This window comes from Lacinutrix sp. MEBiC02595 (genome assembly GCF_053601555.1).
In genome coordinates this window covers 405,576-432,548 of the sequence record NZ_JBSHNU010000243.1, presented here as the reverse complement: position 1 = coordinate 432,548, position 26,973 = coordinate 405,576, and the positions used below count along the sequence as shown (strand labels likewise).

Here is a 26,973-nt window from a genome sequence, read left to right as displayed (position 1 = left end):
AATTACAGCATACTATAACACAAAACAGGCATAAAATTTTTGGTAGATTTTTTGAAGGGGGCAATCAAATATAAAACAAATTACAACTATTCACAGATAATTTAAAAAATTACAAAATTTTTAGATAAAACTCATAAAAGTCGGCTTAACATCTAAACGTATTATCGATTTTATCACTATTTTTATGGCATGAAAATATTTAATCTAGCTAAAGAGAATTCTATCTTAAATTCTTTTATTTCTGAACTTAGAGATGTGAACATTCAAAAAGACAGTATGCGTTTTAGACGAAACATAGAACGCATAGGTGAAATTTTGGGATATGAAATGAGCAAATCACTCCACTATAATACAACTACTATTGAAACACCTTTAGGAAATTGTGAAATGAGTTTACTAAACAATGATATTGTTTTATGCTCTATTTTAAGAGCTGGAGTACCATTACACAACGGACTACTAAATTATTTTGATGATGCGGAAAACGCATTTATTTCTGCTTATAGACATCATAAAGAAGATCCAGATAGTTTTGAAATAATAGTAGAGTATTTAGCTTGCCCAAGTTTAGAAAACAAAACACTTATTCTTGCCGATCCTATGTTGGCTACAGGACAATCTATGCTTGCCACTTTTGAAGCTTTAAAACCTTTTGGAAAACCAAAAAACGTGCACTTAGTAAGTGTCATTGGTGCTCAAGAAGGTGTAGATTTTTTAAACAATAATTTTAGTGAAGACACTAATTTATGGATTGCTACTATTGATCCAGAATTAAGTGACCAAGGCTATATCGTTCCAGGTTTAGGTGATGCTGGTGATTTAGCTTTTGGTAAAAAACTGCAACACTAATAATATAAATGGTGTAATTAATAAAATACCAAAAAACATCTCTTTAAACCATTTTTCTGTGATAGTCTCAATATAACTAGCGATTATTATTGCTAAAGGAGCAAATAAGAATAAAAGTGCGCTTCCGTTTTTGTTAGGCACAATCACAAATAATACAAAAGCTATTATTGAAGCCGAAAAAATGGTTTTAAACGCTGGCCTTATTGTTCTTGTTTTCTTTCTAAAGTTTTTTAAATAGTAGAAAACAGACCAAAACCCAAAGGAAAACAGTAAGGTTAGCGCTACTAAAAATGGCAACGTGTTATAATTATTAAAGTTTAAACTTATTTGATAATTACTATTAAAAAACCCTAAATAGGTATTATTTATTAGCACAGATGCACCAATACATAATATAAAAACGGTGGCAACTCCAAAAACAGGTGTTAACCAATGTTTTATATTATCACTAGAATGAAACAATAAAACTAATGGAATTAAAAAAAGAAATAAAATAGCCCAAAAATAAAACAAAGAAGCAATAGCAATACAAAAAGCAGCATCAAACAATTTACTTTTTATATTTTTTTTAGTTCGTAAGCTTATTAGTCGTCTTAAAGCAAAGAGGATAAAAAAATTAGCCCAAATGACTCTAGAGCTTACTAGTGATTCGGGTATTAGTAGCAAAAAAAGACTAAATAATATAATTTCTATATTACTTTTTAGTGTTAATTCATTTTTTGTTACAATAAAATTCAATAGCAAAATGGAAAAATAGGCAACCATAAAAGTTCCTACTTGCTGTGTAACAAACACGGTAGTAACAGGCCCTTGTATATACTTTAACTTCACGCTTAAAAACGCCAAAGCAGTAATTACAAAAACGATTAAAAAATTTATTGGCTTAGATTTACTAAAAATACTTGTAATCATTAACTCTTTTTGTACTTTTGTATTGTAAATATACTATTATTACTATTATGAAAGACTTTTTTTACGCAATACAGGACCTATTTGTTGATGTATTATTAGCACCTTATAGTGCTTTAGCAAAATTTGAATTAGAAAACTGGTTTGGCGCAAACACCATTTCTTGGATTTTTATTCTTATTGGATTTGTAGCAATGGTTTACTGGATGCTTCAATTAAGAACGTTTGATAAAAACAACGAAGAAAACAAAACTGTTTCTGCACATTCTTATTTATAAGAATTACAGATCAAAACCAATATCTTTACGATAATTCATCTTATCAAAATGTAGTTTATCTATACTTTGGTAAGATTTTTTTATGGCCTCTTGGTAGGTGTTTCCATAACTTGTAATTGCCATTACACGTCCTCCAGAAGTTACTACTTTACCGTCTATTAGTTTTGCTCCAGCGTGAAAAGCTATAGAATCTGTTATATCTTTTATCCCTGTAATCTCTTTTCCTTTTTCATATGCTTCTGGATAACCGCCAGATACTAACATAACTGTTGTTGCAGCACGTTCATCTATTTCAATTTCTATTTGATCTAAAGTCTGATTAGCTATCGCTTGAAATATCTCCACTAAATCGTTCTTAAGCCTTGGTAGTACCACCTCTGTTTCTGGATCTCCCATTCTCACATTATACTCAATAACTTTTGGGTCGTCACCAACTTTGATTATACCAATAAACACAAAACCTTTATATGGTAAATTGTCTTTTTGCAAACCAGAAATGGTTGGTTTTACTATGCGCTCTTCAATTTTACTTAAAAATTCGTCTGTAGCAAAAGGTACCGGAGAAATAGCTCCCATACCACCTGTATTTAGACCAGTATCTCCTTCCCCTATTCGCTTATAATCTTTTGCTGTTGGTAAGATTTTGTAATTTTTTCCGTCACTTAAAACAAAACAGCTTAATTCGATACCATCTAAAAACTCTTCAATAACGACTTTGTTACTTGCTGCTCCAAACTTAGCATCTACTAACATACTTTTTAATTCGGCTTTAGCTTCGTCTAAATCATTCAGAATTAGAACCCCTTTTCCTGCTGCCAAGCCATCTGCTTTAAGAACATAAGGCGCTTTTAATGTTTCTAAAAAAGCATAACCTGCTTCCACATTACCTGCGTTAAAACTTTGGTAAGCTGCTGTTGGTATATTATGTCTGTATAAAAATTCTTTAGCAAACTCTTTACTACCTTCTAATTCTGCTGCAGCTTTTTCAGGGCCAATAACGGCAACATGTTTTAAAGCTTCGTCTTGTAAAAAGAAATCATGAATACCCTGCACTAAAGGGTCTTCTGGTCCTACAACAATCATATCCACAGCATGTGCTAAAACAAATGTCTTAATCGATTGAAAATCTGTAACGCCAATATCTATATTTGTAGCAATCTCTGCTGTTCCAGAGTTTCCAGGAGCAACATAAAGGTTTTTACATAAAGGGCTTTGCGATATTTTCCAAGCAAAAGTATGTTCTCTTCCGCCAGAACCAAGAATTAAAATAGTCATGTTGTATTTTGTTTGCTCAAAAATAAAACTAATGCATCGAATACACGAATATTTTTTATTTACTTTACAAAAATATCTTATTGTTTGAATTTATTTAAAATTTCCTTGAAACTAAATGGCTTTCCTATACAGAAAGCTTGTCGTGTTTTAGAACAGATTCAAAGTAAAAACGAAGCCGATTTTGAGGCCTATGTGGTTCAGAAAAAAAAGGATATTTTTAATTACCACATGCAAAACAATTCGTTTTATCAAAAAATTGCGGAGAACGCACATGTTAGCGATTGGAAAAACATTCCTATACTAACAAAAAGCGATTTGCAACAACCTTTAAAGCAAAGGCTTTCTGCTGGATTTACAACAAAAAACGTATATTTAAACAAAACCTCTGGTTCTTCTGGAGATCCTTTTGTTTTTGCTAAAGACAAATTTTGTCACGCATTAACATGGTCTGTAATACTAAACAGATTTGGTTGGTTTGGTTTAGATTTTAGTAGGGCAAAGCAAGCACGTTTTTATGGAATTCCGCTAGACAAAAAAGGGTATTATAAGGAACATTTAAAAGATGTTTTAAGTAATCGCCATCGGTTTTCGGTTTTTGATTTAAGTGATATTGCTTTCGAAAAATGCTTGAAGCAATTTGAAAACACCACCTTTCATTATATTAATGGTTATACCAGTGCAATCGTTCAATTTGCCAAGTTTCTTCAGAAAAAAAACGTGATTCTAAAAAATGTTTGTCCGACATTAAATGCCTGTGTTGTAACTTCTGAAATGCTTTTTGAAGACGATAAAAAGCTACTAGAAAAACAATTTAATGTTCCTATAATTAACGAATATGGCGCTTCGGAATTGGACTTAATTGCTTTCCAAAACCCAGAAGGCGATTGGCAAGTAAATAGCGAGACTCTTTTTGTTGAAATTTTAGATGCCCAAGACAATATTTTACCTTTTGGTGAAGAAGGAAGGATTGTAATTACATCGCTTTACAACCAAGCCCATCCTTTTATACGTTATGATATTGGTGATATCGGTATACTTTCTAAAAACAGTACATTACAAAAACCTATATTAGAAAAGCTAATTGGTAGAACGAATGATATTGCTATTTTGCCTAGCGGAAAAAAAGCCGCTGGATTAACTTTTTACTATATTACTAAAAGTATCATAGAAGTCGATAGCAAAATTACCGAGTTTATTATCGAGCAGCATGCATTAGATACTTTTAAAATTATTTATGCTAGTGCTGAAAATATTTCGGAAGAAAAAGTTAAAAACATTAAAGCAGAAATGGCGAATTACCTAGAAAAAGGATTGACTGTTATTTTTGAAAGACAAGATAAAATAGAACGATCTAAAAGTGGTAAATTAAAACAATTTAGATCTTTACTTAACTAATATGAACATAACTATTATTGCAGGAGCACGGCCTAATTTCATGAAAATAGCTCCAATTATAGAAGCTATTCAAGAAAAAAAAGCACAAGGTTATAATATGAATTACAGGCTAGTTCATACTGGGCAACATTATGATAAAAATTTAAGCGACACCTTTTTCAGGGAACTAAACATTCCTTTTCCTGATATTAATTTAGAGGTAAAAAGTGGAACACAAGCAGAACAAACGGCTGCCATTATGATCGGTTTTGAAAAAGAACTACAGCAAAATCCTTGTGATTTAGTACTAGTTGTTGGTGATGTAACCTCAACGATGGCATGCACTATTGTTACTAAAAAAGCGGGAATAGATGTTGCACATATAGAAGCAGGAATACGCTCTGGAGACATGAATATGCCAGAAGAAATTAATCGAATTGTAACCGACAGTTTAACCGATTACTTTTTTACCACTACAAGCTATGCTAATAAAAACCTAGCGAATCTTGGAGTTCCTGAAAGCAAAATTTTCTTTGTTGGGAATGTTATGATTGATACGTTACTAAAAAACATTCCAAGACTTGAAAAACCACAACTTTGGGATACTTTACACCTTCAGAAAAAAAAATACATGGTTATGACTTTGCATAGACCAAGTAATGTAGATGAAGAAAATCAACTAAAAAATCTGATACAACAAATTGTAGATCTTGGTAAAGACTATCCTATCATTTTCCCTGTACATCCAAGAACAAAAAAGCTTTTAGAAGGTTTAGATTTAAACTTTAAAAACCTCCATTATGTAGAACCTTTAGGTTATTTACATTTTAATTATTTGGTGAAAAACGCTTTTGCCATGCTTACGGATTCTGGCGGAATTACAGAAGAAACGACAGTAATGAATGTGCCGTGTATTACACTTCGTGACTCTACAGAAAGACCAGAAACTTGTGTTATTGGAACCAATGTTTTGGTTGGAAATGATTCGGAAAAAATTAAATCTGCTTTTAAAGATTTACTTTCTGGCAATTGGAAACAAGGGCAAACACCAGAGCTTTGGGATGGTAACGCCGCAAAACGAATTATAGATTGTTTGGTTAAAACATATTCGTTGTAATGAAAGATGTTCTTATTATAACTAGCTACTATCCTCCAGAAATTGGCGCTGCTTCCAACCGTATTTTTCATCTTGCGGAAGGATTACAACAACGCAATTTTAAAGTACAAGTAATAACTCCTTTACCAAATTATCCAACAGGTAAAATATTTGAGGATTATAAAGGAAAATTCAAGCAAACCAATGTTGAAAAAAATATTATCGTTCATCGGTTATGGATTTACGCTACGGTTTCTAAAAACAAGTTTTTACGTTTAATTGCAATGCTATCTTACAGTTTTAGTTTGGTTTGGTTTTTCGCTTCCAACAAATTACCTAAAACCATAATTGTACAATCCCCACCTTTACTAGTTGCTTTTACTGCGATGCTTTTTTTACGTTCTAAAAACCGAAAGCTTATTTTAAATGTTAGTGATTTATGGCCAATTGCAGGATTAGAACTTGGTGCTTTTAAAAGGAATTTTAGCTATAGAATGCTGGAGAAAATTGAACGGTTTAATTATAATAAAGCACATTTCATTTTAGGTCAAAGCAAAGAAATAATAACACATATATGTTCTTTATTTCCGGAAAAAGAAACCTTTTTATATAGAAACTACCCAGATTTTGAAGCTCCTGAAATGGAAGTCAGAAATACTTCCGAAGAAAAAATAAAACTAGTTTACGCTGGTCTTTTAGGTATTGCACAAGGCGTTTACAAGCTCTGTACTGCATTAGACTTTAATAACAAGATAGAACTTCATATTTATGGCTCTGGCGCAGAACAGAAGCGTATTGAAGCCTTTATAGAAAAACATCCTGATTTGCCAATATATTTTCATGGTAGAGTATCTAGAGACGCATTACACAAGGTACTTTTACAGTATGATGTAGCTATTATCCCTTTATTAAATAGGATTTATGGTTCTGTGCCTTCCAAAATATTTGAATACGCAAAACTTGGTTTACCTATTCTATATTTTGGAGGAGGAGAAGGAGAAGATATTATAAACAACAACAAACTGGGTTGGATTGCTAAGGCAGGAGATTATCAAGATTTAAATACGATAATTGCTGGTATAGATGTTTCAGAAATCACATTGGTTTATAAACAAAAAATAAAAGAAACAGCAACCACTAACTTTAATTTAGAAGATCAATTAATAACGCTCTCTACGATGCTTTAATAAGCTTTGTCTTCACCATTAACAACATTCATAAAGGTTTGGGCAACTATTTTAATATCTAGCAATAGAGACCAGTTTTCAATATAAAAGATGTCTAGTTTTACACGATTAATAATGTCTTTGTCTGTTTCAATTTCTCCTCTAAAACCACTTACTTGTGCCAATCCTGTAATTCCTGGTTTCACAAAGTGTCTTACCATAAACTTATCGATTCGCTTTGCATACATATTGGTATGACTTACCATGTGTGGTCTAGGACCTACCACAGACATATCACCAAACAATACATTAAAAAACTGTGGTAATTCGTCTATACTCGTTTTACGAATAAACTTACCAATTTTAGTTACACGTTGATCTCCTCTTGTTGCTTGATGCACATTGGCCGTTTTATTTGGAGTCATCGATCTAAATTTATAACAATCAAATTCTTTATAATTAAAGCCGTTTCTAGGTTGTTTAAAGAAAATTGGTCCTCTAGATTCTAAAACAATAAGTATTGCAATAATTGGTGTTAACCACGAAAGTAATAAAATGATCACGGCAGATGAGAATACAATATCGAATATTCTTTTAAGGAACTGGTTTACAGAATCTTCTAAAGGAATATTACGAAAAGATAAAATGGGTGTGTAGTTATAGTATTCGTACTTTAATTTTTTAGAATATATATCTTTATTGTCTGGTAAAAACTTTAATATTTTAAGGTTATTATCTGCAAAATCGATAACTTTTACCAACTGACTATTTGTTAGTTGTGATAAGGAACAATAGATTTCATCCACATTTTCTTCCTTTAAAAAAGCGAAACACTCTTGTAATCCTTCTTCCGAAATATTTTTAAAACTAAAGGTTTTTGTATGCGAATAGCCATATTCTGGTTTATCGTTAAAAAAATTTTCTAAAGCGTGCGTCTGCTTATTTTTACCTAAAATAGCGGTAACTCTATAATTACCACCAAAAGACACTCTATATCTTTGTAATAAATAATACAGAGTAAATTTAAATAGCGTTACAAGAACAAATACACAAAGAATGTATTTAAAAATGGTTAATGGAAGAATGTCTAACTCGTAGTAAAAACCAGAAAAGGCAAATACGATGAGTGTAAAAAGCGCCATTTGTCTAAAAACAAGTGTCATAATAACGACCTCTCTTGTGTACCTAAAAACACCATAAAATTTAGATAGTGTAGATATAAGTATCCAAGCTAAAGAGATTACAAATACAAAAGAAACAGGCTCCACACTTTTAAAAAAATAAAGTAATGCTAAACTGTTTATTATGATTAAATCTATTATATATGATATAGGTCTTAAATAGACAGAATATCTTCCTTGTTTAAATGTGCTCAATTTACTTTTTTATGTGTTTAGAAAAATCTTTATGTTCGCTTTTATATAAGTCTTCATCAGATAAAGACTTAAAATAACTAAATGTTTTAAGCATCCCTTCTTCACGTTCCACTTTTGGCTCCCAACCTAACAACTTTTTTGCTAGTGTTATATCTGGCTGTCTTTGCAATGGGTCGTCTACTGGTAACTCTTTATAAATTATTTTTTGAGAGGTATTTGTTAGTTTTATTATTTCTTCTGCAAAATCTTTAATGGTAATTTCATTTGGATTACCAATGTTTACAGGGTTTGCATAATCGCTAAACATTAATCTAAAGATACCTTCTACTTGATCATCTACATAGCAAAAAGATCGTGTTTGCATACCGTCTCCAAAGACGGTTAGATCTTCCCCTCTTAAGGCTTGCCCCATAAATGCAGGAATAACTCTACCGTCATTTAGCCTCATTCTTGGCCCATATGTGTTAAATATACGAACAATACGTGTTTCTACACCATGAAATCTATGATAAGCCATGGTTATAGATTCTTGAAAACGTTTTGCTTCATCATAAACACCTCTAGGTCCAATGGTATTTACATTTCCATAATAACTTTCTGTTTGTGGGTGCACTAAAGGATCTCCATATACTTCGGATGTGGATGCAATTAGTAACCTCGCATTTTTAGCCTTTGCTAAACCTAATAAATTATGAGTACCTAAGGATCCTACTTTTAAAGTTTGGATTGGTATTTTCAAATAATCTATTGGACTTGCTGGTGAAGCAAAATGCAGAATATAGTCTAGTTCGCCGTCTATTTTAATAAACTCTGTTACATCGTGTTCTATAAACTCAAAGTTAGCATTATCTGTTAAATGGGCAATGTTCTTTTTGTCTCCAGTAATGAAGTTATCCATACCAATAACATGAAAACCTTCACAGATAAATCTATCACATAAATGGGAACCTAAAAAACCTGCTGCTCCTGTTATAAGTACTTTTTTCATTTTTTAATATAATTATTTACCTGTTCCTATTTTGTAATAGACGAACCCGATATCTTCTAAAACTTCTTTATTTAAAACACCTCTTCCATCGAAAACAAAAGCAGGTTTTTGCATGTTATCAAAAATTTTCTTCCAATCGTAAGTTTTAAACTCATCCCATTCGGTTAAAACAGCAATAGCATGTGCATCCTTACATGCATCGTACGGGCTTTTCTCTACTTGGAGAAGGTTTCTATTCTCTTCGTTTGATCTTGTGTTTAAATACTCTAAATCTGCATAAATACGTTCTTCTACAACTTTAGGGTCATAAACACTTATTTCTGCCTGCTCATTCAATAGGTTATCTGCTACTTTAATTGCTGCCGATTCTCTAGTATCGTTAGTATCTTTTTTAAATGCCCATCCTAAAAACGCGATTTTTTTACCAGATACGGTATTGTAAAGTGTACTTACAATATTATCTGAAAAACGTTGTTTTTGATGTTCGTTCATCAATATAACCTGCTCCCAATAATCGGCAACTTCATTTAAGCCATAGCTTTTAGCTATATAGACTAAGTTAAGTATATCTTTTTGGAAACATGATCCACCAAAGCCAACGGATGATTTTAAGAATTTAGAACCTATTCGGCTGTCCATACCTATGGCTTTAGAAACTTCATTTACATCTGCTCCTGTCTTCTCACAAATTTCTGACATCGCATTTATCGATGAAACACGTTGCGCTAAAAAGGCATTTGCTGTAAGTTTAGATAACTCGGAAGACCACACATTAGTTCTTAAAATTCTTTCTTGTGGTACCCAATGCGCATATACTGCTGCCAAAGCTTCGATAGCTTTCGTTCCTTCTGGAGTTGTATCACCACCAATAAGCACTCTATCTGGGCTTAAAAGATCTTCAACCGCTGTACCTTCGGCTAAAAATTCTGGATTTGATAATATTTGAAAAGCAACATCATTACCTGTATTGTCTAAAATATCTTTTATAGCAGAAGCTGTACGGACAGGAAGTGTAGATTTTTCAACAATAATCTTATCTTGTTTAGAAACTCTAGCTATTTGGCGAGCACATAACTCAATATATTTTAAATCTGCAGCCATCCCTTTACCTTTTCCGTAAGTTTTGGTTGGGGTATTTACAGATATGAATATCATTTCTGCTTCATCGATAGCCTTATCTACTTCGGTGGAAAAGAATAAATTTCTTCCTCTTGCTTCTTTAACAATAGCATCTAAACCAGGTTCAAAAACAGGAAGATTATCTAAGTTCTCATCATTCCAAGCTGCAATTCTAGCTTCGTTAATATCTACAACGGTTACTTTTATTTGAGGGCATTGCTTTGCTATTACGGCCATAGTTGGTCCTCCAACATATCCAGCTCCAATACAACAAATGTTTTTTATTTTCATTTTTACTTCTTTTATTGTGATAAAAATAGTGTTTTTTTTCTATTTTTTTTCTTTTAAAGCTTTTGTTAAAAGCTTTAAATATTCATTATTAATTTTATTCCAATTAAAAGTTTCCTCTATTTTTTTAAAATTATTAATTATTTTAAATTGGTAATCCTCTTTCTTTATAGTCTCAATACATTTCGCTACTTCTTCTTTAGTGGTAAAGTAGAATGCATCATCGTTTAAAATTGCTCTATTAAAAATATTATCATTAGCAATAATTAATGTGGTTGATGCCATTGCTTCTAATAAAGAAGGGTTTGTTCCTCCTACAGAGTGCCCATGAAAATATAAGTTAGAAAAATGTCTTAAGTTATTCAAATGTTCTAAATTATACACACCACCAATGAAACGTATGTTTTTATGGTTTATATATTTTTTCTTTAAATACTCCCCAAATTCATTTGCATCATGTTTTCCAACCACTAAAAACGTATCCTCATTATCTGCAAGACTAGCACCGTCTAAAATGGTTTCTAGATTATTTTCGGGCTCAAATCTAGCAATTAGCATATTATATTTATACGGAGTTACCTTGTATGCTGCTAAAACGGCACTATCTTCCTTTGTAAAGTTATTAGCTCCGTAAGCAATGTATGTAGATTCTTTATGATATGTATTCTTTATATACTCCTGTATTCCTATAGAATCCGAAATTAGATAATCACTACTGTTTACAGCTAATTTTTCGGCGTACTTTAGAAAGGTTTGTACTGGTTTGGAATATTTACTTCTTTTCCATTCTAAGCCATCCATATTGGTTATTATAATTGCTTTTTTAGGCAAAAATTTATACCAAATAGAATTACTTGTATAACCGAGCTGTAGTACTATGTCGAAGTTTCTTTTTCTTGCATCCCTAATACAGTTTAAATCATACAAAAATTGTCCGGGTGTACCTATAACGTTTTCTGGATCTTTACAATGAATTATATTCACTCCCTTGAAGGTACTTTCTTGATAAGGGTGTGTGTGAGAGTTATACACATATACGTCATGGTTATTTTTAGCTAAAAAAACTGAAAAAAACTCTGCAAATTGCTCGAAGCCTCCGTGATGATTTGGAACTCCTCTAGTTCCTATTATTGCTACTTTCAAAATTTAAATAGTTTTGTAAAAAAAGTGTGTTAAAAAAATAAAAAAATACGATGCCTTTGCTTCTTACTAGGTTAACTTCAAAAAGAAAGCCGAAGCAGACAAGGATAAGAAAAAAAACATGTAATGTATCCTTATGTTTAATGGCAGCGTAAAAACTAAAAAACAAATAACTTAAAAAAAACAACAATACCAGAATACCATATGTTACAAGTATGTGTGTATATTGGTTATGCAAATTAAAATCTTCATACCAATTAGGCCCTAAGTTATAGGAAAAAAAATAATAGTTTAAATAGTCTTTAGTATCGCCCTGCTTGTAACCTAACAGTAATTTATTATCTTTTACTAAATGATAAACCCCAATACTACTTAAAACATATCTTAACTCGAGATCACTTATCTCTGTTTTTTCTTCGTAGGTAAATATTTTTTTCTGACTAAAATCATTAGTGGGTTGAAAACTTGAGATCTCCGGACTAAAACGTAATCCATCTATAAAGCGTTCTTTAATAAATTTAATATTAAATACACCTATCCATAGCATGGCTAATATTGTAAAATACGCAATTCTTTTTTTTAAGTGCTTTATTTTAAACGAAAAGTAAAGTACGTAAATTATTCCATTTATAAATAATATTGCTTTTGAAACGCAAAATATTAACCCTAAAAGAAGCACTATTATAAAGCCTATTTTAATTATTTGACTCTTTTTATAAAACCACTTGGTTTTCGTGTTAATAATAAAGAATAGGGCTAAAGAAATATTTAAAGAATAATAAATGGGGTGATAATCATATAGTAGTGTGAAGTTGTGAAATATTAATTCTTCAAGCCCTTTATTTTGTGCAATTTTTATTAGATTATTAATTAATAAAATACTTACACTTAGAACGGTTGCATACGTAAACCAAATTAATATTTTTATTATTTTGGTTTTGTTTATTTTGTTATTCACTAAAATAAAAACGAGTAAAATCAATAAAACCTCTAAGTTTAGACGTTTTAAACCTAGCATGTATTTATTACTTAAAAAGCTACTTATGATTACAATGAAAAAGAATGCTATGGGAAAAACAGCACTAAAAGATTTTAGTTTTTTGAAATTATCTTTTTGAAAAAAAAATAAAGTATATGCGGAAGCAAGAATAATGGCGGCATTACCAACATTAATTCGAAATGGTATTGTTGCAGCAATTAGACATAACAAAATTGTTGCTACATCGTACTTTTCTATAATGTTTTTTACAAACCTCACTAATGAAGCAGTTTAATTAAATCTTCTACTTTTGTATTCCAAGCGTGTGTATTTAAATCTATTGCTTTTTTTGAATTTTGTTTGTTTGTAATTTCTGCAGAAAACTCTTCGGCATTATTAATTATATACACATGCTCTTTTAATTCTTCTAAGCCATTAGAGTCTGTACCAATAACTTTTTTTGTGGTAGCTAAGTACTCATAAACTTTAATAGAGTTAGCTCCTGATTTCTTGTCTTCATCTACCACATAAGGCACGGTACAAATATCAAAATTTTTCACATAGTTTGGATAGATTTCGTAGTGCTTGTCTCCTAAATAATAAAAATTATCTAATTTTAAAATACTATTAAATACTTGTTTATCTAAAATCTGACCAACAAAAACAAAAGAAGCGTTTTTAGTTAACTTCATGGTTTCATTTAACAAATCAACATCCAAAAGGTGCGTTATTTTTCCACCAAAACCAACAATTGGCCTTGGGATATTTTTCATATCCTCAGGGATTTCTGCTTGTATATCCTTAGCAAATCTAGAAACGTCAACACCGTTTTTAATTAGCACTAGTTCTTTAGGATGATATGCTTTTGAAAAATCTCTAATATTATCATTGGAGTTTGTAATCCAAAAATCACAAATCTTAGCATATTCTTTGTAAGCAGAAAAAATTTCTTCTTTAATTTTAGAATATACATTAAATTTCGCAAAATTATCCCAAGCATCAAAAACGGATTTTTTAGGATTTAAGGATTTCGATAATTTACTTGCAAAGATATTTTGATTGAGTAAAAAGTAATCTTCATGAATACCAAGTTTACTTAAAGACTCGTTAATAAAGTTAATATATTTTGGGTTTTCATATTGTGAAATAAACCACTTATAGCCGTTTAATACTTGACCAAAAATATCCTTTGAAACAAAATCTATGACATAAAAATTTTTGCTTACTTCATAAAGTTTAAAGTTAGATTTTGAATAAATAACTTTCCCTTTTATTAAATTAGGTTTTCTTTTAAGTAATATCTCTACTAGGGTTGTTGGCCTATTGATAATAACTTTTACGTCCGAACTATTTTTATTTAAATGTTCTATAAAGTGTGCATCTCTAGTTCTAAAACCTTCTAGGATAATTTTTCTCCAATCGTGAAAAGGCGCTATAAGTATATTCATTCTTTTCTAATCTTATTATTGTTTTGTAATAAACTGGTTAGGGTTATCATTATTGCTAAATCTGAAAAAATGGTTGTCATAAAAGCATAGATAATTACAACACCAAAAAGAATAAATTTAACACTTGAATCGAGATTAAAACTATTTACAAGCAAATATAAAAGTAATATCAATAGAATTAGACCTATAATTCCTAAATCTGCATACGCCCATATTAATTGGGAAAAGTGTTTTGTTGCTGCAAACTCCCCTTTTAATACATTAAAATAAGAATACGGTCCTTCCCCTACTATTCTTAGCGGTAACACTGTTGCATAGGTTATAACCACTTGGGGCCGCTTAGCAATACCCCTGTTATAGTTTGAAAATGATTTTTTAGAATTATATTCTTGATGAAAAAAGTAAATTTCCCTTTCAAAAGCTTTTATTTTTTTAGCCTGTGAAAATACTAAAGGCATTAACAATAGAACAACTAAAATACCAAATACTTTTATTTTTTTCGGAAATGTTTTATAAATTAAATAACCAAAAAATAAAATTAGTAATAGTTTGGTAATATTTGATTCTGCAATAAATATGGTTAAAGACAGATAGAAAACAATTAGTTTGGGCCTTTTGGTAATGCTATTGTTTATGTTGTTTTCAAAAATGTTAAAAATATTTAACAACAAAAAGAACCCTAAAGCATGATCGGCTTTTAAAAAAAAGGTACCAAACATAAAGTCGAAAGAAGCAATAGCTTGGCTACTATTATTAAACCGTATAAGAAAATCATATCCAAAATTCTGGATTAAAATAACCGGTAATTGCAAACAAGCTATAAATAAATAGATTTTACTAATTGTTCTAGAGGAAATATATCTTTCTTTTTGATTTATTTTAAAGAACAAATAACTACCTAAAGGAATAAGAATAAAAATAAAGTAAATAATTGTTTTTAATATATTGGTTTGGTTTACTACAGAGCTGAGAATAATGAGCAGAAATAAAACGAAGAAAAGCAAGACTATTTTGTCAAAAATCACTCTTTTTTTTACTATTACATAAACGAAATAAAATAAAAAAAGCAACCCCATTACACCGTAAGAAAAAACAGTATTAGGAATACCTATAAAAAATTGAGTAAAACCTCCTATTAGAAAACAAAAAGCTACAATTAATAAAAAAACACCTAAGTATAACTTATTTAATTTTATCATTTGTTTTAAAATGTTTTCTAGAAGAGAGCACAGCTCTTAAAATTATAGGAAACTTCCAGAAGTCAGTTGGATTAAAAATCATTGCCAAAAATAAGATAAAAAGATAACTTAAGGTATTTATAGAATACACCAACTTACTATTCACAAAGTTTTTCTCAAAAAACACATTGTTACGCACAGAGTAATAAATTGCGTTTTTTGAATCGGTTGAAAAATATCTTGTATGCAGAATTTTTTTTGGTTTTTTTAAATGAAAAGAGGTTTCTAAATCTTCTAATTCGCTATCTAAAACTAAAATTATTTTACCTTCTTTTTTTGTTATTCTATAAGAGAACTCATGGTCATCTGCATATAGAAAAAAGTGTTCATTAGGAAGTCCTATTTGACTAATAGTATCTTTATGAAAAAACATACCGCCATAAGGTGCAACAGCTACCACACCAGAATCTACTTCTTCTGGTTTATTAGCTTTAGGCTTCTTTAGTTTATCTAAAATATTAAATCCTAAAAAAGAATTTTCCGTACCTAACATTAAATATGGATTATGCTGTGAAATAGCATCCTTGTATATCTTTCTTTGTGGTCTGTAGGATAATAATGAAAGAGGTTTAGTAGTATTGTCTTTAAAACTATCCCAAGACTTTAATAACACTTCTAAAGCATTATTCTTAGGTAGGTTATCATCATCTAAAAGCCAAACAAAATCAACATCTTCTTCTAAGACTCTTTTTATTCCTTCTTTAAAACCTAATGCAGAACCAGAATTATAGCCCATATCATGAACTATAAGTTTTGCTTTATTAACCTCTTGCAATTGGTTTAAACGAACGCTGCTTTCTTCATCAACGCCATTAGAAACTACCACAATTTTTGCAACATTGGGATTTTTTACAACAGAATCAATTAGTTTTGAAAAATAAGCGGCTCTATTTCCATAAGTAACGGTTACTATTCCTATTCTTTCTTGTACCATGAAGATAAATCTTGATTTATTAAACTTTCTAAAGCTTTTATATCGTCTAAAAACACAGACTTAGTAAGCTTTTCTTTAAGATCTACATTGGTATTATACGTTATTTTCTTTCTGTTAAGATGATCTATTTTACTAATAATATTTTTTCTAATTTGCGGAGAAGCAATAATTTTCTTTCCTATTTTTCTAATAATATTAGGTTTGTTTACAAAGTCTCTAATCCATTTACTTTTAGGAGTTGAAGCCACATTGCTCTGAATGCTTAAATCGTAGCTAAAAGGCTCTAAACCCAGAAAATCATTTACCTTATTTATAGTGGCTTGTTTATTAGCAATAAAATCGTCTTCAAAACGAATAAACAAAAAATTAGATGGATTGAAAAACTTAAAATACTTATTAATTTGCTTGCTGTACAAGCTTCTTGTTTTATAGCTAAAATATAACTCACCAAAATCATCTTTGGTACGTGATGCTTCTTTTTCTATAGCTTCTTCAAACTCTAAATCTTCAAAACCTCTTCGTTTACTCATCAAATACTGAGAAAAAGCTCTGTCATACGGATTTCTTAAAATAACAATGAATTTTAAATCGGTTCCAAAATGTTTAAGAATTCTTTCTGGTGCTTTTTCTGAACACAGGTATTCTGGATCAATTTCGCCAACAACCTCTTTTTCATTTAAATCGTCATTAAACATTTTAAAATACTCGTCTAGATTTCCTGTGTACAAGTCATCATGAGAGAAAAAGTGGGTTTCTTTATTTATTGGCAGACCGATATTTGGATTCTGCAATAAGATATCATGTAGAGATGTTGTCCCTGATTTTTGAGCTCCTATACAGAAAAAATCAAATTTATGTGTCATTATGTTCTCATTTTAATTAATCGTGCTGGTACACCTCCAACAATTGCCATTTTAGGCACATCTTTTGTAACTACTGAATTAGCACCTACTATAGCGCCAGAACCTATTGTAACGCCTTTTGTGACTACTACGCCGTGTCCTAACCATACATTGTCTTCAATAACTACAGGGGCTGTGGTTATACCCTGAAATAGCATTGGTTTATCTATATTAGAAAAAGCATGATCTGTATCTCTTATTGAAACACTTTGTGCAATCATAACATTTTTACCTATTGTTATAGAATCATTTACTCCAATAACCGAAAACTGTCCAATAAAGGAGTTTTCACCCAATGTTAATTTTCCAGAACCTTGAATAAGAACATTCGATTTAATCGAGTTATTATTAAGGCTAATAAGTAATTTAGAATCTCGCCACAAAAAAGGAGTTATTTTAACATTTGAGCCAATGCTAATTTTTCCTTGTTTTTTGACCATCCCATTATATTTTAATAAAAACCAGGATGTAGTTATCTTATCTTTAATTTTAAAATAGATTTTATAAAGTAATACGTTCATGCCTATTTGGAATTAAACGGAGATATATAAGTAATAATCCCCAATCTTCTTTTTACAAAAATAACCGAAATTATATTAATAACAACACTACTAGTTGCTGTAGCAATTGCTGCTCCTAAAATACCATATAAAGGAATTAATATTAAATTTAAAACAATATTTAAAATAACGCTAATTATAGTAAAGTCTCTAAGTTTTTTGTGATTGCCTGTCATATTCATAACCTGTCCAACGCTACCTGTCATGGCATTGAAAAGTTGAGCCAACATAATTACTATTAATGCAGTACTACCTATAATAAACTCATCACCAAAAAGACCCAAAACAAATTTATTTGCTATTAAAATCAGTCCTACCATAGGTGCGGTAGTTATAAAAATAATTTTTGTAGCCTTTCTTATAAGCTCTTTCATTTTATCATGCTCGGATTTGCTATATAATTCCGAAATTTTTGGAGCTAAAACAAGATTAACAGAAGTTAGCACAATTATAGCTATTCGTGCTATTTTAATAACTACACTATAAATACCAACATCAGCTTTATCATTATAATACCCAAGCATTAAAGTGTCTGTCCATCCCATTAAAAAAATAAAAGAACTTGTGGCTAGCATTGGTAGCGAATAATTCATCATTTTTTTTAAAGGAAATGCTTTTCGTTTAATTTCTTCCTTATGCTTTGTCAAAAAAATACTTAATATAAAAGCAATTACTGTACCCAAAAAATAAACTTTTATAGTTTGTAATCCATTTTTTTCTTCAAAAACAAAAAACACAAATAAAATTGCTAAGACTGAAATCAAATAAGGAATTATATGAGACAAAAAACCAAATTTTACAATTTCATTTCTCCCTCTTAATATTTCAAAATTATAACGCAAAAGAACCAATGGAACCAATGCTGCTGCTGCAATCAATAAATAATCATACAAAACACTGTCGGTATAAAATAATGCGAGTGGTTTTGCTGATAAAAAAAGTACAATTGCTCCAATAACACTTGAGATAAGTATAGCTCTTAGGGCTGTTTTTTTTAAATCAAACTGCTGTTTGTAGTTGCTGTCCGCAATAATTTTCACCATGGTATCTGGAATACCTAAAGCAAAAAAAAGTGCAAACAAATTTAATATTGTAAAAGTTAAAGAAAAGCGACCAACAACCTCTGCACCATAAAACCTTGATATTAAAAGAGTAAAAAAATAACTTAAACCAAGACCAAAAAATTTAAGCAAAAATGAAAACAGCGTTTTTTTAGCAAACTCGCCTTCAAATTTTTTTTTTAATACTGTTTTAAAATTCATTTCACTCTTTATTTAGATACTACGATTGATGTAAGATACTTATAAGTAAGTTCTATCTTTCTTCTAATTCTAATTTTTTATCAAATACTGGACGAGATTTAAAATGTGGATCATATTTACCATCTACTGATATACAATTCATAACCCCTGTTTCTTTATTATATTTGATATACTTGTTTGGAGTAAAGAACGCATAAAACTCTTGTGGTGTAAGATTTAACTTAAAATCTTCATAAGACAATGAAACCGAATTTATAGTAATGTTTTCTTCTGTTTTATTTTCTCCAAAATCAAATAATAATTTAGAAGGGAATATTTTTTCTGGAATATTAAACTCAACTAATTGCGGTTGTGTGTTTCCTTTTACTAATTTCGGAATTCTCTTTTTTTGATTCCATTTAGTATCGCCATATTCTAAATAATACATTTGAAATTTTTCGTCATTATTAATAATAACATCTAGAACCACCTTAAAAACAGACTTCTCAACTGTTTCTTCTACTATAATTTCTTTAGTATCCTCTTTTTTTTCTGAAGCTTTTTTACAACTAAAATTAGCCCCTAACATACAGGCTAAAAATGCCCCTAATAGTATTTTTTTCATTATTTTATTATTTTATTATTAAACAATCATTCCTGCTGCAACAGTTTCGTTTGTTGCATCATCTACTAAAATAATACTTCCAGTAGTTCTATTTTCTCTATACGTATCCACCATTAATGGTTTAGTAGTACGTATTTTAACTTTACAAATATCATTCATATTCATTTCTTTATCGTCATTAATACGATCTAGAGTATTGATATTGTATTTGTAAATCACCTCTTTGATCATTGCTTTTTGATCGTTTGAAGTATGTTTTATAGTGTATTTTGTTCTTGGTTTTGCAGCAGAGTTATTTAACCAACATAACATCACTTCAATATCTTGTACCGCTTCTGGTTTATTGTTAGAACGTACAATCATATCACCACGGCTGATATCAATATCATCTTCTAGTGTTATAGAAATAGACATTGGTGCGTAAGCTTCATCCAACTCTTTATCTAAAGTATCAATGGTTTTAATTTTAGAAGTAAATCCTGATGGCATAACTGTTATGTCATCTCCTTTTCTAAAAACACCACTTGCTACACGTCCTGCATACCCTCTGTAATCAATAAAGCCTTCACTTTGTGGTCTTAGTACTGTTTGTACTGGAAAACGCGCGTCTACCTTATTAATATCGCTACTAATGTGCATGGTCTCTAAAGTATGTAACATTGGAGCTCCTTGAAACCAAGGCATATTCTCTGATTTGTGAACTACATTATCTCCTAATAAAGCACTCATTGGAATAAAACGAACATCTGTTACTAACATTTTTGAAGAAATGTCTTCAAATTCTTTAACGATATTATTGTATACCTCTTCAGAAAAGTCAACCAAATCCATTTTGTTAACACAAACAATAATGTGAGGTATTTGTAATAAAGAAGCAATAAATGCGTGTCTTTTAGTTTGTTCTATTACACCGTGTCTTGCATCTATTAAAATAGTTGCAACGTTTGCGGTAGATGCTCCTGTAACCATATTACGAGTGTATTGAATATGCCCTGGAGTATCTGCTATAATAAACTTACGTTTAGGTGTTGTAAAATATCTATAAGCAACATCTATAGTAATACCTTGTTCACGTTCATCACGTAAACCATCTGTAAACAAAGCTAGATCGACACCTTCGTGGCCTTTCTTCTTACTTGTGTTTGTAATGGCTTCTAATTGGTCTTCGAAAATAGATTTTGAATCGTATAATAAACGTCCAATTAAGGTGCTTTTTCCATCATCTACACTTCCTGCTGTTGTAAAACGTAATAATTGATTATTGTCTAACATGGTTCTTATATTATTTCTATTCGTTTTTTACTAATACTTTACCTTTTATCTATTACTAAATAAAAAGTAACTTATCTCTATATTAATATAATTTAATAAAATTATATTTCATTTATGGTAAATAAATGAACTTATAAAATTTTAATTTTATTCTTAACTGGCTTTACCAAAACCTTCCCGTTTTCATCTCTTATAATAAGCGATATAGAATAGTTTCCTTTCTCTAATAATTCGCTTTCGATTTCTAATTTAAATCCCGAATGATCATAAATTGCTTCCTTTTTAAAAAATTTAGAAACATCCTTTCTTATTTTTCTATTATTCATCTGCCTAACCAGGATGAAATCTTCATTCTTTTCTAATGCAATAAATAATTCATTGAATTTGGACTCTTGATTTTCTATAACCATCCAACCTTCAAAAACAATAGAAGACTTTCCTTGCCTTAAGGAGAACTTTTTATCTTTAAGCCCATTAATTCTCTCTAGGTTTGATAAAATACGTCCTTTTTCAATTAAGGTATCTATTGCCTTTTTATTATAAACAAAAGACTCGGGTTTTAATCTATTTACTTTATTTAGATTAAAATTGTATTCTTTATTAATATAATTGGCTAATATATTTGTAGCCTTAATACCTCCTTTATAGTTTAGGTGTTGATTTCTTGATGGTTTTTCATCCAGAAAATAAGTTCTAGAAAAATCAGACATCGTATTTAGATCTAAAAACTTAACATTATTATGTTCTTTAATAATAGCGTTCAGCTTTTTGTTTACTTGCTTTAATTGGTCTTCTATTTTAGCGTAATAATTATTATAAAAAGGAATAGTTACAAATAAAAGTTCAAAATCATGTTCTTGAGAAAGTTTTATAATTCTTTCAATAAATACTTCTTGATCTTTTGAAATATTAATTGTGTCCTTAATTTTTAAATTGTCAATTTTTGACGCTCTTTCTTTTCTCAATATTTTTAAAGATTGATAATGATCTTTATAGTCTTTATCTTTAAAATTACTAGAAGTATACTTGTATAAAACTTTAGATTGATTTTCTAAATCACTCCAATTTTCATGGCCTCTAAAAAGATTAAAAAAGTTATAAAGTTTGTTTTCTTTATATGCTAAATTAATTTCTTCAAACTTGTTTAAACCTGGTTTTTTTGCATGAATAGCTCCATAGTTTTTAACAAACATTTTACCTTCTTCATTTAAAAATTCAGATTCAGCTGCATTTTCTAAAAAAGTAAAATTTTCAATTACTACTAGTTTAGGTTTTTGATTTTTTAATGCTTCTACTAAATTATAATAAGTATGAAAAATATTTGTTGCACGTAAACCTAAATTATAGGAACTTAATTTACATTTTGCGTTTATAATTTTGGTGTTAACTCCGTTTGCTAAATGTGAATTTCCTAAAAAAAGCACATCTACTGTATTCTTTTCTTTTTCATTATAAAACTTATATTTTTCAAAAGCAGGATCATCTTTAACAAAATAGCCATCAACGTTATAAACTATAACGCTAATTAATATACTGAATAAAAATATTTTTAAAATTAATGTTTTCATTTTATATCTCTAAAATTGAAAATAAATAAATTCCTGAATTGCTCTATCTCCATAGATACCAAATATAGTAATTGTAAAGACAATCATTAAGTAGATACTCCATCTAAACACAACACCTTGATGATTCAAAAACTTTATTAAATTATACTTTCTGTGAAGCACTTCGAAAAGCAGTAGTGTAAGTATAAAGAATACAATTACCCTAAATTCATTTACCTTAAAACCAATTAAATAAGTTTCCTTTTTAAAAATTTCTCCAAAATCAAAATTAAAAAAGATTCCACTAATAATATCAAAAGAATCCTGTAAGGAGTTTGCTCTAAAAAATACCCAAGCAAAACAAACTATAAAAAAGGTTATCGTGCTAAAAAAAAAGTTGTTTGCATAGTTACTTTTACCTAATCCTATTTTTTCAAATAGTGGTTTTTTCAAATTATAAGTAGCTTTTTCAAAAACAATGATTAAGCCGTGTATTGTTCCCCAAATTACAAATGTCATAGCTGCTCCATGCCATAAGCCACTAACGAGAAAGACCAAGAACAAATTAAAATAGGTTCTGTACTTTCCTTTTCTGCTTCCTCCTAATGGAATGTATACATAATCTCTAAACCATGTGGATAAGGATATATGCCAACGTCTCCAAAATTCAGTTATGGATTTAGAAAAATAAGGACTATCAAAGTTTCTCATTAAGTCAAACCCCATAGTTCTTGCAATTCCTATGGCAATGTCTGAATAACCAGAAAAATCACAATAAATTTGAAAGGCAAATAAAATGGTTCCATAAAAGAATGCAACACCATCATGATCTGAAGTATTATTATAAACTTCATTAACATAAAGTGCAGCACGATCTGCTATAACCATCTTTTTAAACAACCCAAAAGCCATTAATAATAATCCGGATTTAACCTGATTATAATTAAACTTGTAGGTTTTATAAAACTGAGGTAATAAATGGGATGCTCTCTCAATAGGTCCTGCAACTAGTTGCGGAAAGAAAGACACAAACGAGAAAAAAGCAAGCCAATCTTTAGTAGGTTCTAGCTGTTTTCTGTAAATATCGATAGTGTAACTAAGCGTTTGAAAGGTGTAAAAACTAATCCCAACTGGTAAGATGATATTTAGTGTAGAAACTTCTAACTCAGTACCAAATAACCTAAAAGAATCTACAAAAGTGTCTATAAAAAAGTTCGTATATTTAAAATAGACTAAGAAACCTAAATTAATGACAAGACTAACTAACAAATATTGCTTTTGTTTTTTCTTGTTATCCGTATTATAAATTTTTTGGCCAATTAAAAAATCAACCAAAGAACTAAAAGCTATTAGTAATAAAAACCTCCAATCCCACCAGCCGTAAAACACGTAACTAGAAACAAGTAAAAGTATATTTCTATAATTTCTATTTTTAGCAACGAGCCAATAAAGAACAAAAACTATTGGAAAAAATATAGCAAAGTCTAAGGAATTAAACAGCATAAGTAATTAGTAAATCGGGTTGTTTATTAAAAGTATCCTTGACGTTTTCTGTCTTCCATTGCAGATTCGGAACGCTTATCATCACTTCTATTTCCTCTTTCTGTGTTACGCATACCCGCAACTTCTGTCGCAATTTTCTCTAAAGTATCTGCTTCCGATTCATCGCCACCAGTAATGGTAATATCTCCTAAAGTTCTAAAACGAATTTTTTTAGTTACGACCTCTTCATGCGCTTCTAAAATTAAAAACTCTGAGTTTGGAATCCATGTATCTTGTCTCCAAACTACTTCACGTTCATGTGCAAAATATAAAGATGGAATGGCAATGTTTTCTCTTTTTATGTAGTTCCAAACATCCATTTCTGTCCAGTTACTTATAGGAAACGCTCTAAAGTGTTCTCCTTCAAAATGTTTACCGTTAAATATATTCCATAATTCTGGTCTTTGGTTTTTAGGATCCCATTGTCCAAAATCATCTCTATGTGAAAAGAAACGTTCTTTTGCTCTTGCTTTTTCTTCGTCACGTCTTCCTCCACCAATTGCGCAATCTATTTTATTAGATTCAATAGCATCCAGAAGCGTTGTAATTTGAAGTGCATTACGCGTAGCATTCTTACCTTTTTCTTCTGCTACTCGACCATCATCTATAGATTCTTGTACAGAACCAACAATAAGTTTTACGCCTAATTCTTCTATAACAGCATCTCTAAACTCTATAGTTTCAGGAAAGTTATGTCCCGTATCTACATGCATTAATGGAAATGGTATTTTAGCAGGGTAAAAAGCTTTCTTAGCTAAATGTGTTACTAAAATAGAATCTTTTCCTCCAGAAAACAGAATTACTGGGTTTTCAAATTGTGCCCAAACTTCACGTAAAATAAAGATTGCTTCACTTTCTAATTCATCTAAATAATTTAAGTAATATTTACTCATTGCTCGAATTTTAATATTGTCTTTATATTTTTCCTAATATATTAATTTTTCACAGAACATCCTTTTTCCGTTCTTTCTTAATTATCAAGACTTTATCTATATACTAAATAAAACGGAATTACCGTTGTACTTTCCTATTTATTCATAATATTGTTTCTATGAATATCGCCAAAGTTAACATCTTTGACGGTATTTTAAACTCTTTAACCATTTTTTTTATGATAGTAGATATATTAACCCATTTCATAATCAAGACATTAAATATTGATGTTATTCTATTTATTTAATGGCATACTGTTTTTATTATAAATTGGTAAAAAAACAAACGACAGAACACCTACTACAATAATCATTACCGTTTGAGAGGTCCAAACAATCCAGCCAAAAGCAAAACTAGGTTCCTCTGCCAATCCAAATAACGTGAGTGCCGATAATACGGCTGCTGGGTAAAAAAATACACCTCCATTTGTTGCTGCAACAGTAAAACTTGCTGCAATAAATGCAACAATCATAGATGAAAAAGGCGCTCCTTCCAATTCTTGTACAGAAAAGGATGTTACATAAAACATTAAGATATACATTAACCAAATAAAAATAGTATGGCAAATAAAAGCACCTTTATGCTTCATTTTATAAATACTAGTAATCCCTTCTAAAAGACCTAATGTAAATCCTTTAATTTTATTAGCAAACTTCCCTTTAGACTTTCTAATATAGAAAAGGATAACACCAAACAATAGGCATAAACCCAGTAGCATAAAAATAAGATTAACTAGATTAAACTTTGCTACTAGAATACCATAAATAAAATCGAACTGAAAAAACAATGTTATAACACAAATTGTAAGCATCATAATTAAATCAAAAATGCGCTCTGTTACAATAGTACCAAAGCTTTTTTCAAAAGGAATACCTTCATAATTAGTAGCAACTGCGGCACGTAAAACTTCCCCAGATCTTGGCACGCCATAATTGGCTAAGTATGCTATAAATATAGACATGATACTGTTTGGGGTTTTTATAGAGTACCCCATTGGTTGTAGTAAGTAATTCCATCTATACGCTCTTGATAAATGGCTAAGAACTCCAAAAAACAAACCTAAAGCAATCCACCAATAATTAGCGGATTTAAAATAGGGAATGATTTCAGAAATTGGAAGCTTAGAAAAAGTTAGCCACCCAAAAAAAACAGCCAATACGATGGGAAGTATTAGCTTTATATTTTTTAAAAAAAAATTCTTTTTGTTACTCATGTTATATTAAAAAAAACGCTGCTTAATTATATGGATATCCCAATGCTATAATTCATTTAAAAAACGAAGTTAAAGCACTCCCAATGCTAATTTAGGTTTAATAAATTCCATAATAAGCTGCACTGCTTCTTCTACGGTTTTCTCTTCCGTTTTAATTTCTATATCTGGGTTTTCTGGAGCTTCATAAGGAGCAGAAATACCTGTCATGTTTTTTATTTCACCAGCTCTTGCTTTTTTATAAAGCCCTTTAACATCTCTACGCTCGCACTCTTCGACACTAGTATTTATATATATTTCGATAAAATTAACATCCTTAATGATGTCTTTAATATTCTCTCTATCTTTTCTATATGGTGAAACAAATGCTGCTAATGTAACCAAGCCAGCTTCTACCATTAAATTTCCTATTTCAGCAATTCGTCTTATGTTTTCTGTTCGGTCTTGAGGAGCAAAAGTTAAATCACTATTTATACCTTTTCTAATATTATCACCATCTAGTGTATAGGTGCTTATTCCTAATTTATATAGTTCTTGCTCAACGACATTTGCAATGGTAGATTTACCAGAACCTGAAAGTCCTGTAAACCATAATAAAAAAGACTTATGTTTATTTTTTTCTTGTCTATCCTCTTTAGAAACCTGATAGTTATGTGCTATAATATTTTCTTTCATCTGTATCGT

Annotated in this window: 25 protein-coding genes; 5 read left to right on the top strand and 20 right to left on the bottom strand. The window is 30.1% G+C overall.

The window, feature by feature from the left end:
• Window positions 1-189: 189 nt before the first annotated feature.
• On the top strand, window positions 190-849 hold the full coding sequence (gene upp / locus ACVCZW_RS15545) for a uracil phosphoribosyltransferase (RefSeq protein WP_452230606.1): 660 nt from the start codon (window positions 190-192) through the stop codon (window positions 847-849).
• On the opposite strand, the gene ACVCZW_RS15540 is transcribed toward upp, so the two are convergent.
• Window positions 820-1,761: a DUF6427 family protein gene (locus tag ACVCZW_RS15540; protein WP_452232837.1), complete on the bottom strand. Its 942-nt coding sequence runs from the start codon at window positions 1,759-1,761 to the stop codon at window positions 820-822. The genes upp and ACVCZW_RS15540 overlap by 30 nt on opposite strands.
• A gap of 47 nt (window positions 1,762-1,808) precedes the next feature.
• On the opposite strand from ACVCZW_RS15540, the gene ACVCZW_RS15535 reads away from it, so the two are divergent.
• Window positions 1,809-2,036, top strand: coding sequence for a DUF6341 family protein (locus ACVCZW_RS15535; RefSeq protein WP_452230604.1), 228 nt, complete (start codon window positions 1,809-1,811; stop codon window positions 2,034-2,036).
• A gap of 3 nt (window positions 2,037-2,039) precedes the next feature.
• Here the strand turns inward: ACVCZW_RS15535 and purD are convergent, their stop codons facing one another.
• Window positions 2,040-3,311, bottom strand: a complete 1,272-nt coding sequence (gene purD, locus ACVCZW_RS15530; protein WP_452232836.1) for a phosphoribosylamine--glycine ligase — start codon at window positions 3,309-3,311, stop codon at window positions 2,040-2,042.
• Window positions 3,312-3,395: 84 nt separating this feature from the next.
• Between purD and ACVCZW_RS15525 the strand changes: the two genes are divergently transcribed.
• Genes ACVCZW_RS15525 through ACVCZW_RS15515 form a run of 3 tightly spaced genes read left to right on the top strand, consistent with a single transcriptional unit; the run spans window position 3,396 to window position 6,968 of the window.
• Complete coding sequence (locus ACVCZW_RS15525; RefSeq protein ID WP_452232835.1) at window positions 3,396-4,706, top strand: phenylacetate--CoA ligase family protein; 1,311 nt, start codon at window positions 3,396-3,398, stop codon at window positions 4,704-4,706.
• A 1-nt stretch (window position 4,707) separates the two neighbouring features.
• Window positions 4,708-5,802, top strand: a complete 1,095-nt coding sequence (gene wecB / locus ACVCZW_RS15520) for a non-hydrolyzing UDP-N-acetylglucosamine 2-epimerase (RefSeq protein ID WP_452230601.1) — start codon at window positions 4,708-4,710, stop codon at window positions 5,800-5,802.
• Window positions 5,802-6,968 carry a glycosyltransferase family 4 protein gene (locus ACVCZW_RS15515; protein ID WP_452230600.1) on the top strand — a complete coding sequence of 389 codons (1,167 nt, stop codon included), beginning with the start codon at window positions 5,802-5,804 and terminating at the stop codon, window positions 6,966-6,968. The genes wecB and ACVCZW_RS15515 overlap by 1 nt, the downstream gene beginning before the upstream one ends.
• Here the strand turns inward: ACVCZW_RS15515 and ACVCZW_RS15510 are convergent.
• The 18 genes from ACVCZW_RS15510 to cysC all read right to left on the bottom strand — a co-directional run bounded on the left by ACVCZW_RS15510 (window position 6,965) and on the right by cysC (window position 26,964).
• Complete coding sequence (locus ACVCZW_RS15510; RefSeq protein WP_452230599.1) at window positions 6,965-8,323, bottom strand: undecaprenyl-phosphate glucose phosphotransferase; 1,359 nt, start codon at window positions 8,321-8,323, stop codon at window positions 6,965-6,967. The genes ACVCZW_RS15515 and ACVCZW_RS15510 overlap by 4 nt on opposite strands.
• A 1-nt stretch (window position 8,324) precedes the next feature.
• Window positions 8,325-9,311, bottom strand: coding sequence for a UDP-glucuronic acid decarboxylase family protein (locus tag ACVCZW_RS15505; RefSeq protein ID WP_452230598.1), 987 nt, complete (start codon window positions 9,309-9,311; stop codon window positions 8,325-8,327).
• 12 nt (window positions 9,312-9,323) lie between these two features.
• Window positions 9,324-10,721 carry a UDP-glucose 6-dehydrogenase gene (locus ACVCZW_RS15500; RefSeq protein ID WP_452232834.1) on the bottom strand — a complete coding sequence of 466 codons (1,398 nt, stop codon included), beginning with the start codon at window positions 10,719-10,721 and terminating at the stop codon, window positions 9,324-9,326.
• Window positions 10,722-10,760: 39 nt separating this feature from the next.
• Window positions 10,761-11,861 (bottom strand): DUF1972 domain-containing protein, encoded by a 1,101-nt coding sequence (locus ACVCZW_RS15495; RefSeq protein WP_452232833.1) that lies wholly within the window; start codon window positions 11,859-11,861, stop codon window positions 10,761-10,763.
• Window positions 11,836-12,876 (bottom strand): hypothetical protein, encoded by a 1,041-nt coding sequence (locus ACVCZW_RS15490; protein WP_452232832.1) that lies wholly within the window; start codon window positions 12,874-12,876, stop codon window positions 11,836-11,838. The genes ACVCZW_RS15495 and ACVCZW_RS15490 overlap by 26 nt, the downstream gene beginning before the upstream one ends.
• A 239-nt stretch (window positions 12,877-13,115) precedes the next feature.
• On the bottom strand, window positions 13,116-14,285 hold the full coding sequence (locus ACVCZW_RS15485) for a glycosyltransferase (RefSeq protein WP_452232831.1): 1,170 nt from the start codon (window positions 14,283-14,285) through the stop codon (window positions 13,116-13,118).
• On the bottom strand, window positions 14,282-15,310 hold the full coding sequence (locus ACVCZW_RS15480; protein WP_452232830.1) for a hypothetical protein: 1,029 nt from the start codon (window positions 15,308-15,310) through the stop codon (window positions 14,282-14,284). The genes ACVCZW_RS15485 and ACVCZW_RS15480 overlap by 4 nt, the downstream gene beginning before the upstream one ends.
• Window positions 15,311-15,467: 157 nt before the next feature.
• Window positions 15,468-16,457: a glycosyltransferase gene (locus ACVCZW_RS15475; RefSeq protein WP_452232829.1), complete on the bottom strand. Its 990-nt coding sequence runs from the start codon at window positions 16,455-16,457 to the stop codon at window positions 15,468-15,470.
• On the bottom strand, window positions 16,439-17,320 hold the full coding sequence (locus ACVCZW_RS15470) for a sulfotransferase family protein (protein ID WP_452232828.1): 882 nt from the start codon (window positions 17,318-17,320) through the stop codon (window positions 16,439-16,441). The genes ACVCZW_RS15475 and ACVCZW_RS15470 overlap by 19 nt, the downstream gene beginning before the upstream one ends.
• Window positions 17,320-17,880 (bottom strand): acyltransferase, encoded by a 561-nt coding sequence (locus ACVCZW_RS15465; RefSeq protein WP_452230590.1) that lies wholly within the window; start codon window positions 17,878-17,880, stop codon window positions 17,320-17,322. Before ACVCZW_RS15465 ends, ACVCZW_RS15470 begins: the two co-directional genes overlap by 1 nt.
• A gap of 2 nt (window positions 17,881-17,882) precedes the next feature.
• On the bottom strand, window positions 17,883-19,181 hold the full coding sequence (locus ACVCZW_RS15460; protein WP_452232827.1) for a flippase: 1,299 nt from the start codon (window positions 19,179-19,181) through the stop codon (window positions 17,883-17,885).
• Window positions 19,182-19,233: 52 nt separating this feature from the next.
• The gene (locus tag ACVCZW_RS15455; RefSeq protein WP_452232826.1) at window positions 19,234-19,785 is read right to left on the bottom strand and encodes a hypothetical protein; all 552 of its coding nucleotides are present in this window, start codon (window positions 19,783-19,785) and stop codon (window positions 19,234-19,236) included.
• An 18-nt stretch (window positions 19,786-19,803) separates the two neighbouring features.
• Window positions 19,804-21,057 carry a sulfate adenylyltransferase subunit 1 gene (locus ACVCZW_RS15450; RefSeq protein WP_452232825.1) on the bottom strand — a complete coding sequence of 418 codons (1,254 nt, stop codon included), beginning with the start codon at window positions 21,055-21,057 and terminating at the stop codon, window positions 19,804-19,806.
• A gap of 131 nt (window positions 21,058-21,188) precedes the next feature.
• Window positions 21,189-22,625, bottom strand: a complete 1,437-nt coding sequence (locus ACVCZW_RS15445; protein WP_452232824.1) for a hypothetical protein — start codon at window positions 22,623-22,625, stop codon at window positions 21,189-21,191.
• Window positions 22,626-22,634: 9 nt separating this feature from the next.
• Window positions 22,635-23,873 (bottom strand): MBOAT family O-acyltransferase, encoded by a 1,239-nt coding sequence (locus ACVCZW_RS15440; protein ID WP_452230585.1) that lies wholly within the window; start codon window positions 23,871-23,873, stop codon window positions 22,635-22,637.
• 260 nt (window positions 23,874-24,133) lie between these two features.
• Window positions 24,134-25,039, bottom strand: a complete 906-nt coding sequence (cysD, locus tag ACVCZW_RS15435; protein ID WP_452230584.1) for a sulfate adenylyltransferase subunit CysD — start codon at window positions 25,037-25,039, stop codon at window positions 24,134-24,136.
• Between the two features lie 275 nt (window positions 25,040-25,314).
• Window positions 25,315-26,292, bottom strand: coding sequence for a lysylphosphatidylglycerol synthase transmembrane domain-containing protein (locus tag ACVCZW_RS15430; protein WP_452230583.1), 978 nt, complete (start codon window positions 26,290-26,292; stop codon window positions 25,315-25,317).
• Window positions 26,293-26,361: 69 nt separating this feature from the next.
• On the bottom strand, window positions 26,362-26,964 hold the full coding sequence (cysC, locus tag ACVCZW_RS15425; protein ID WP_452230582.1) for an adenylyl-sulfate kinase: 603 nt from the start codon (window positions 26,962-26,964) through the stop codon (window positions 26,362-26,364).
• Window positions 26,965-26,973: the final 9 nt, after the last annotated feature.

Bases quoted from the DNA above. Each gene is read 5' to 3' on its own strand.
- ACVCZW_RS15455 (WP_452232826.1), bottom strand. From the start codon at position 19,785: ATGAAAAAAATACTATTAGGGGCATTTTTAGCCTGTATGTTAGGGGCT.
- ACVCZW_RS15475 (WP_452232829.1), bottom strand. From the start codon at position 16,457: ATGGTACAAGAAAGAATAGGAATAGTAACCGTTACTTATGGAAATAGA.
- ACVCZW_RS15460 (WP_452232827.1), bottom strand. From the start codon at position 19,181: ATGAATTTTAAAACAGTATTAAAAAAAAAATTTGAAGGCGAGTTTGCT.
- ACVCZW_RS15485 (WP_452232831.1), bottom strand. From the start codon at position 14,285: ATGAATATACTTATAGCGCCTTTTCACGATTGGAGAAAAATTATCCTA.
- wecB (WP_452230601.1), top strand. From the start codon at position 4,708: ATGAACATAACTATTATTGCAGGAGCACGGCCTAATTTCATGAAAATA.
- ACVCZW_RS15465 (WP_452230590.1), bottom strand. From the start codon at position 17,880: ATGAACGTATTACTTTATAAAATCTATTTTAAAATTAAAGATAAGATA.
- ACVCZW_RS15490 (WP_452232832.1), bottom strand. From the start codon at position 12,876: ATGCTAGGTTTAAAACGTCTAAACTTAGAGGTTTTATTGATTTTACTC.
- cysD (WP_452230584.1), bottom strand. From the start codon at position 25,039: ATGAGTAAATATTACTTAAATTATTTAGATGAATTAGAAAGTGAAGCA.
- purD (WP_452232836.1), bottom strand. From the start codon at position 3,311: ATGACTATTTTAATTCTTGGTTCTGGCGGAAGAGAACATACTTTTGCT.
- cysC (WP_452230582.1), bottom strand. From the start codon at position 26,964: ATGAAAGAAAATATTATAGCACATAACTATCAGGTTTCTAAAGAGGAT.
- ACVCZW_RS15445 (WP_452232824.1), bottom strand. From the start codon at position 22,625: ATGAAAACATTAATTTTAAAAATATTTTTATTCAGTATATTAATTAGC.
- ACVCZW_RS15430 (WP_452230583.1), bottom strand. From the start codon at position 26,292: ATGAGTAACAAAAAGAATTTTTTTTTAAAAAATATAAAGCTAATACTT.
- ACVCZW_RS15500 (WP_452232834.1), bottom strand. From the start codon at position 10,721: ATGAAAATAAAAAACATTTGTTGTATTGGAGCTGGATATGTTGGAGGA.
- ACVCZW_RS15505 (WP_452230598.1), bottom strand. From the start codon at position 9,311: ATGAAAAAAGTACTTATAACAGGAGCAGCAGGTTTTTTAGGTTCCCAT.
- ACVCZW_RS15470 (WP_452232828.1), bottom strand. From the start codon at position 17,320: ATGACACATAAATTTGATTTTTTCTGTATAGGAGCTCAAAAATCAGGG.
- upp (WP_452230606.1), top strand. From the start codon at position 190: ATGAAAATATTTAATCTAGCTAAAGAGAATTCTATCTTAAATTCTTTT.
- ACVCZW_RS15515 (WP_452230600.1), top strand. From the start codon at position 5,802: ATGAAAGATGTTCTTATTATAACTAGCTACTATCCTCCAGAAATTGGC.
- ACVCZW_RS15535 (WP_452230604.1), top strand. From the start codon at position 1,809: ATGAAAGACTTTTTTTACGCAATACAGGACCTATTTGTTGATGTATTA.
- ACVCZW_RS15450 (WP_452232825.1), bottom strand. From the start codon at position 21,057: ATGTTAGACAATAATCAATTATTACGTTTTACAACAGCAGGAAGTGTA.
- ACVCZW_RS15540 (WP_452232837.1), bottom strand. From the start codon at position 1,761: ATGATTACAAGTATTTTTAGTAAATCTAAGCCAATAAATTTTTTAATC.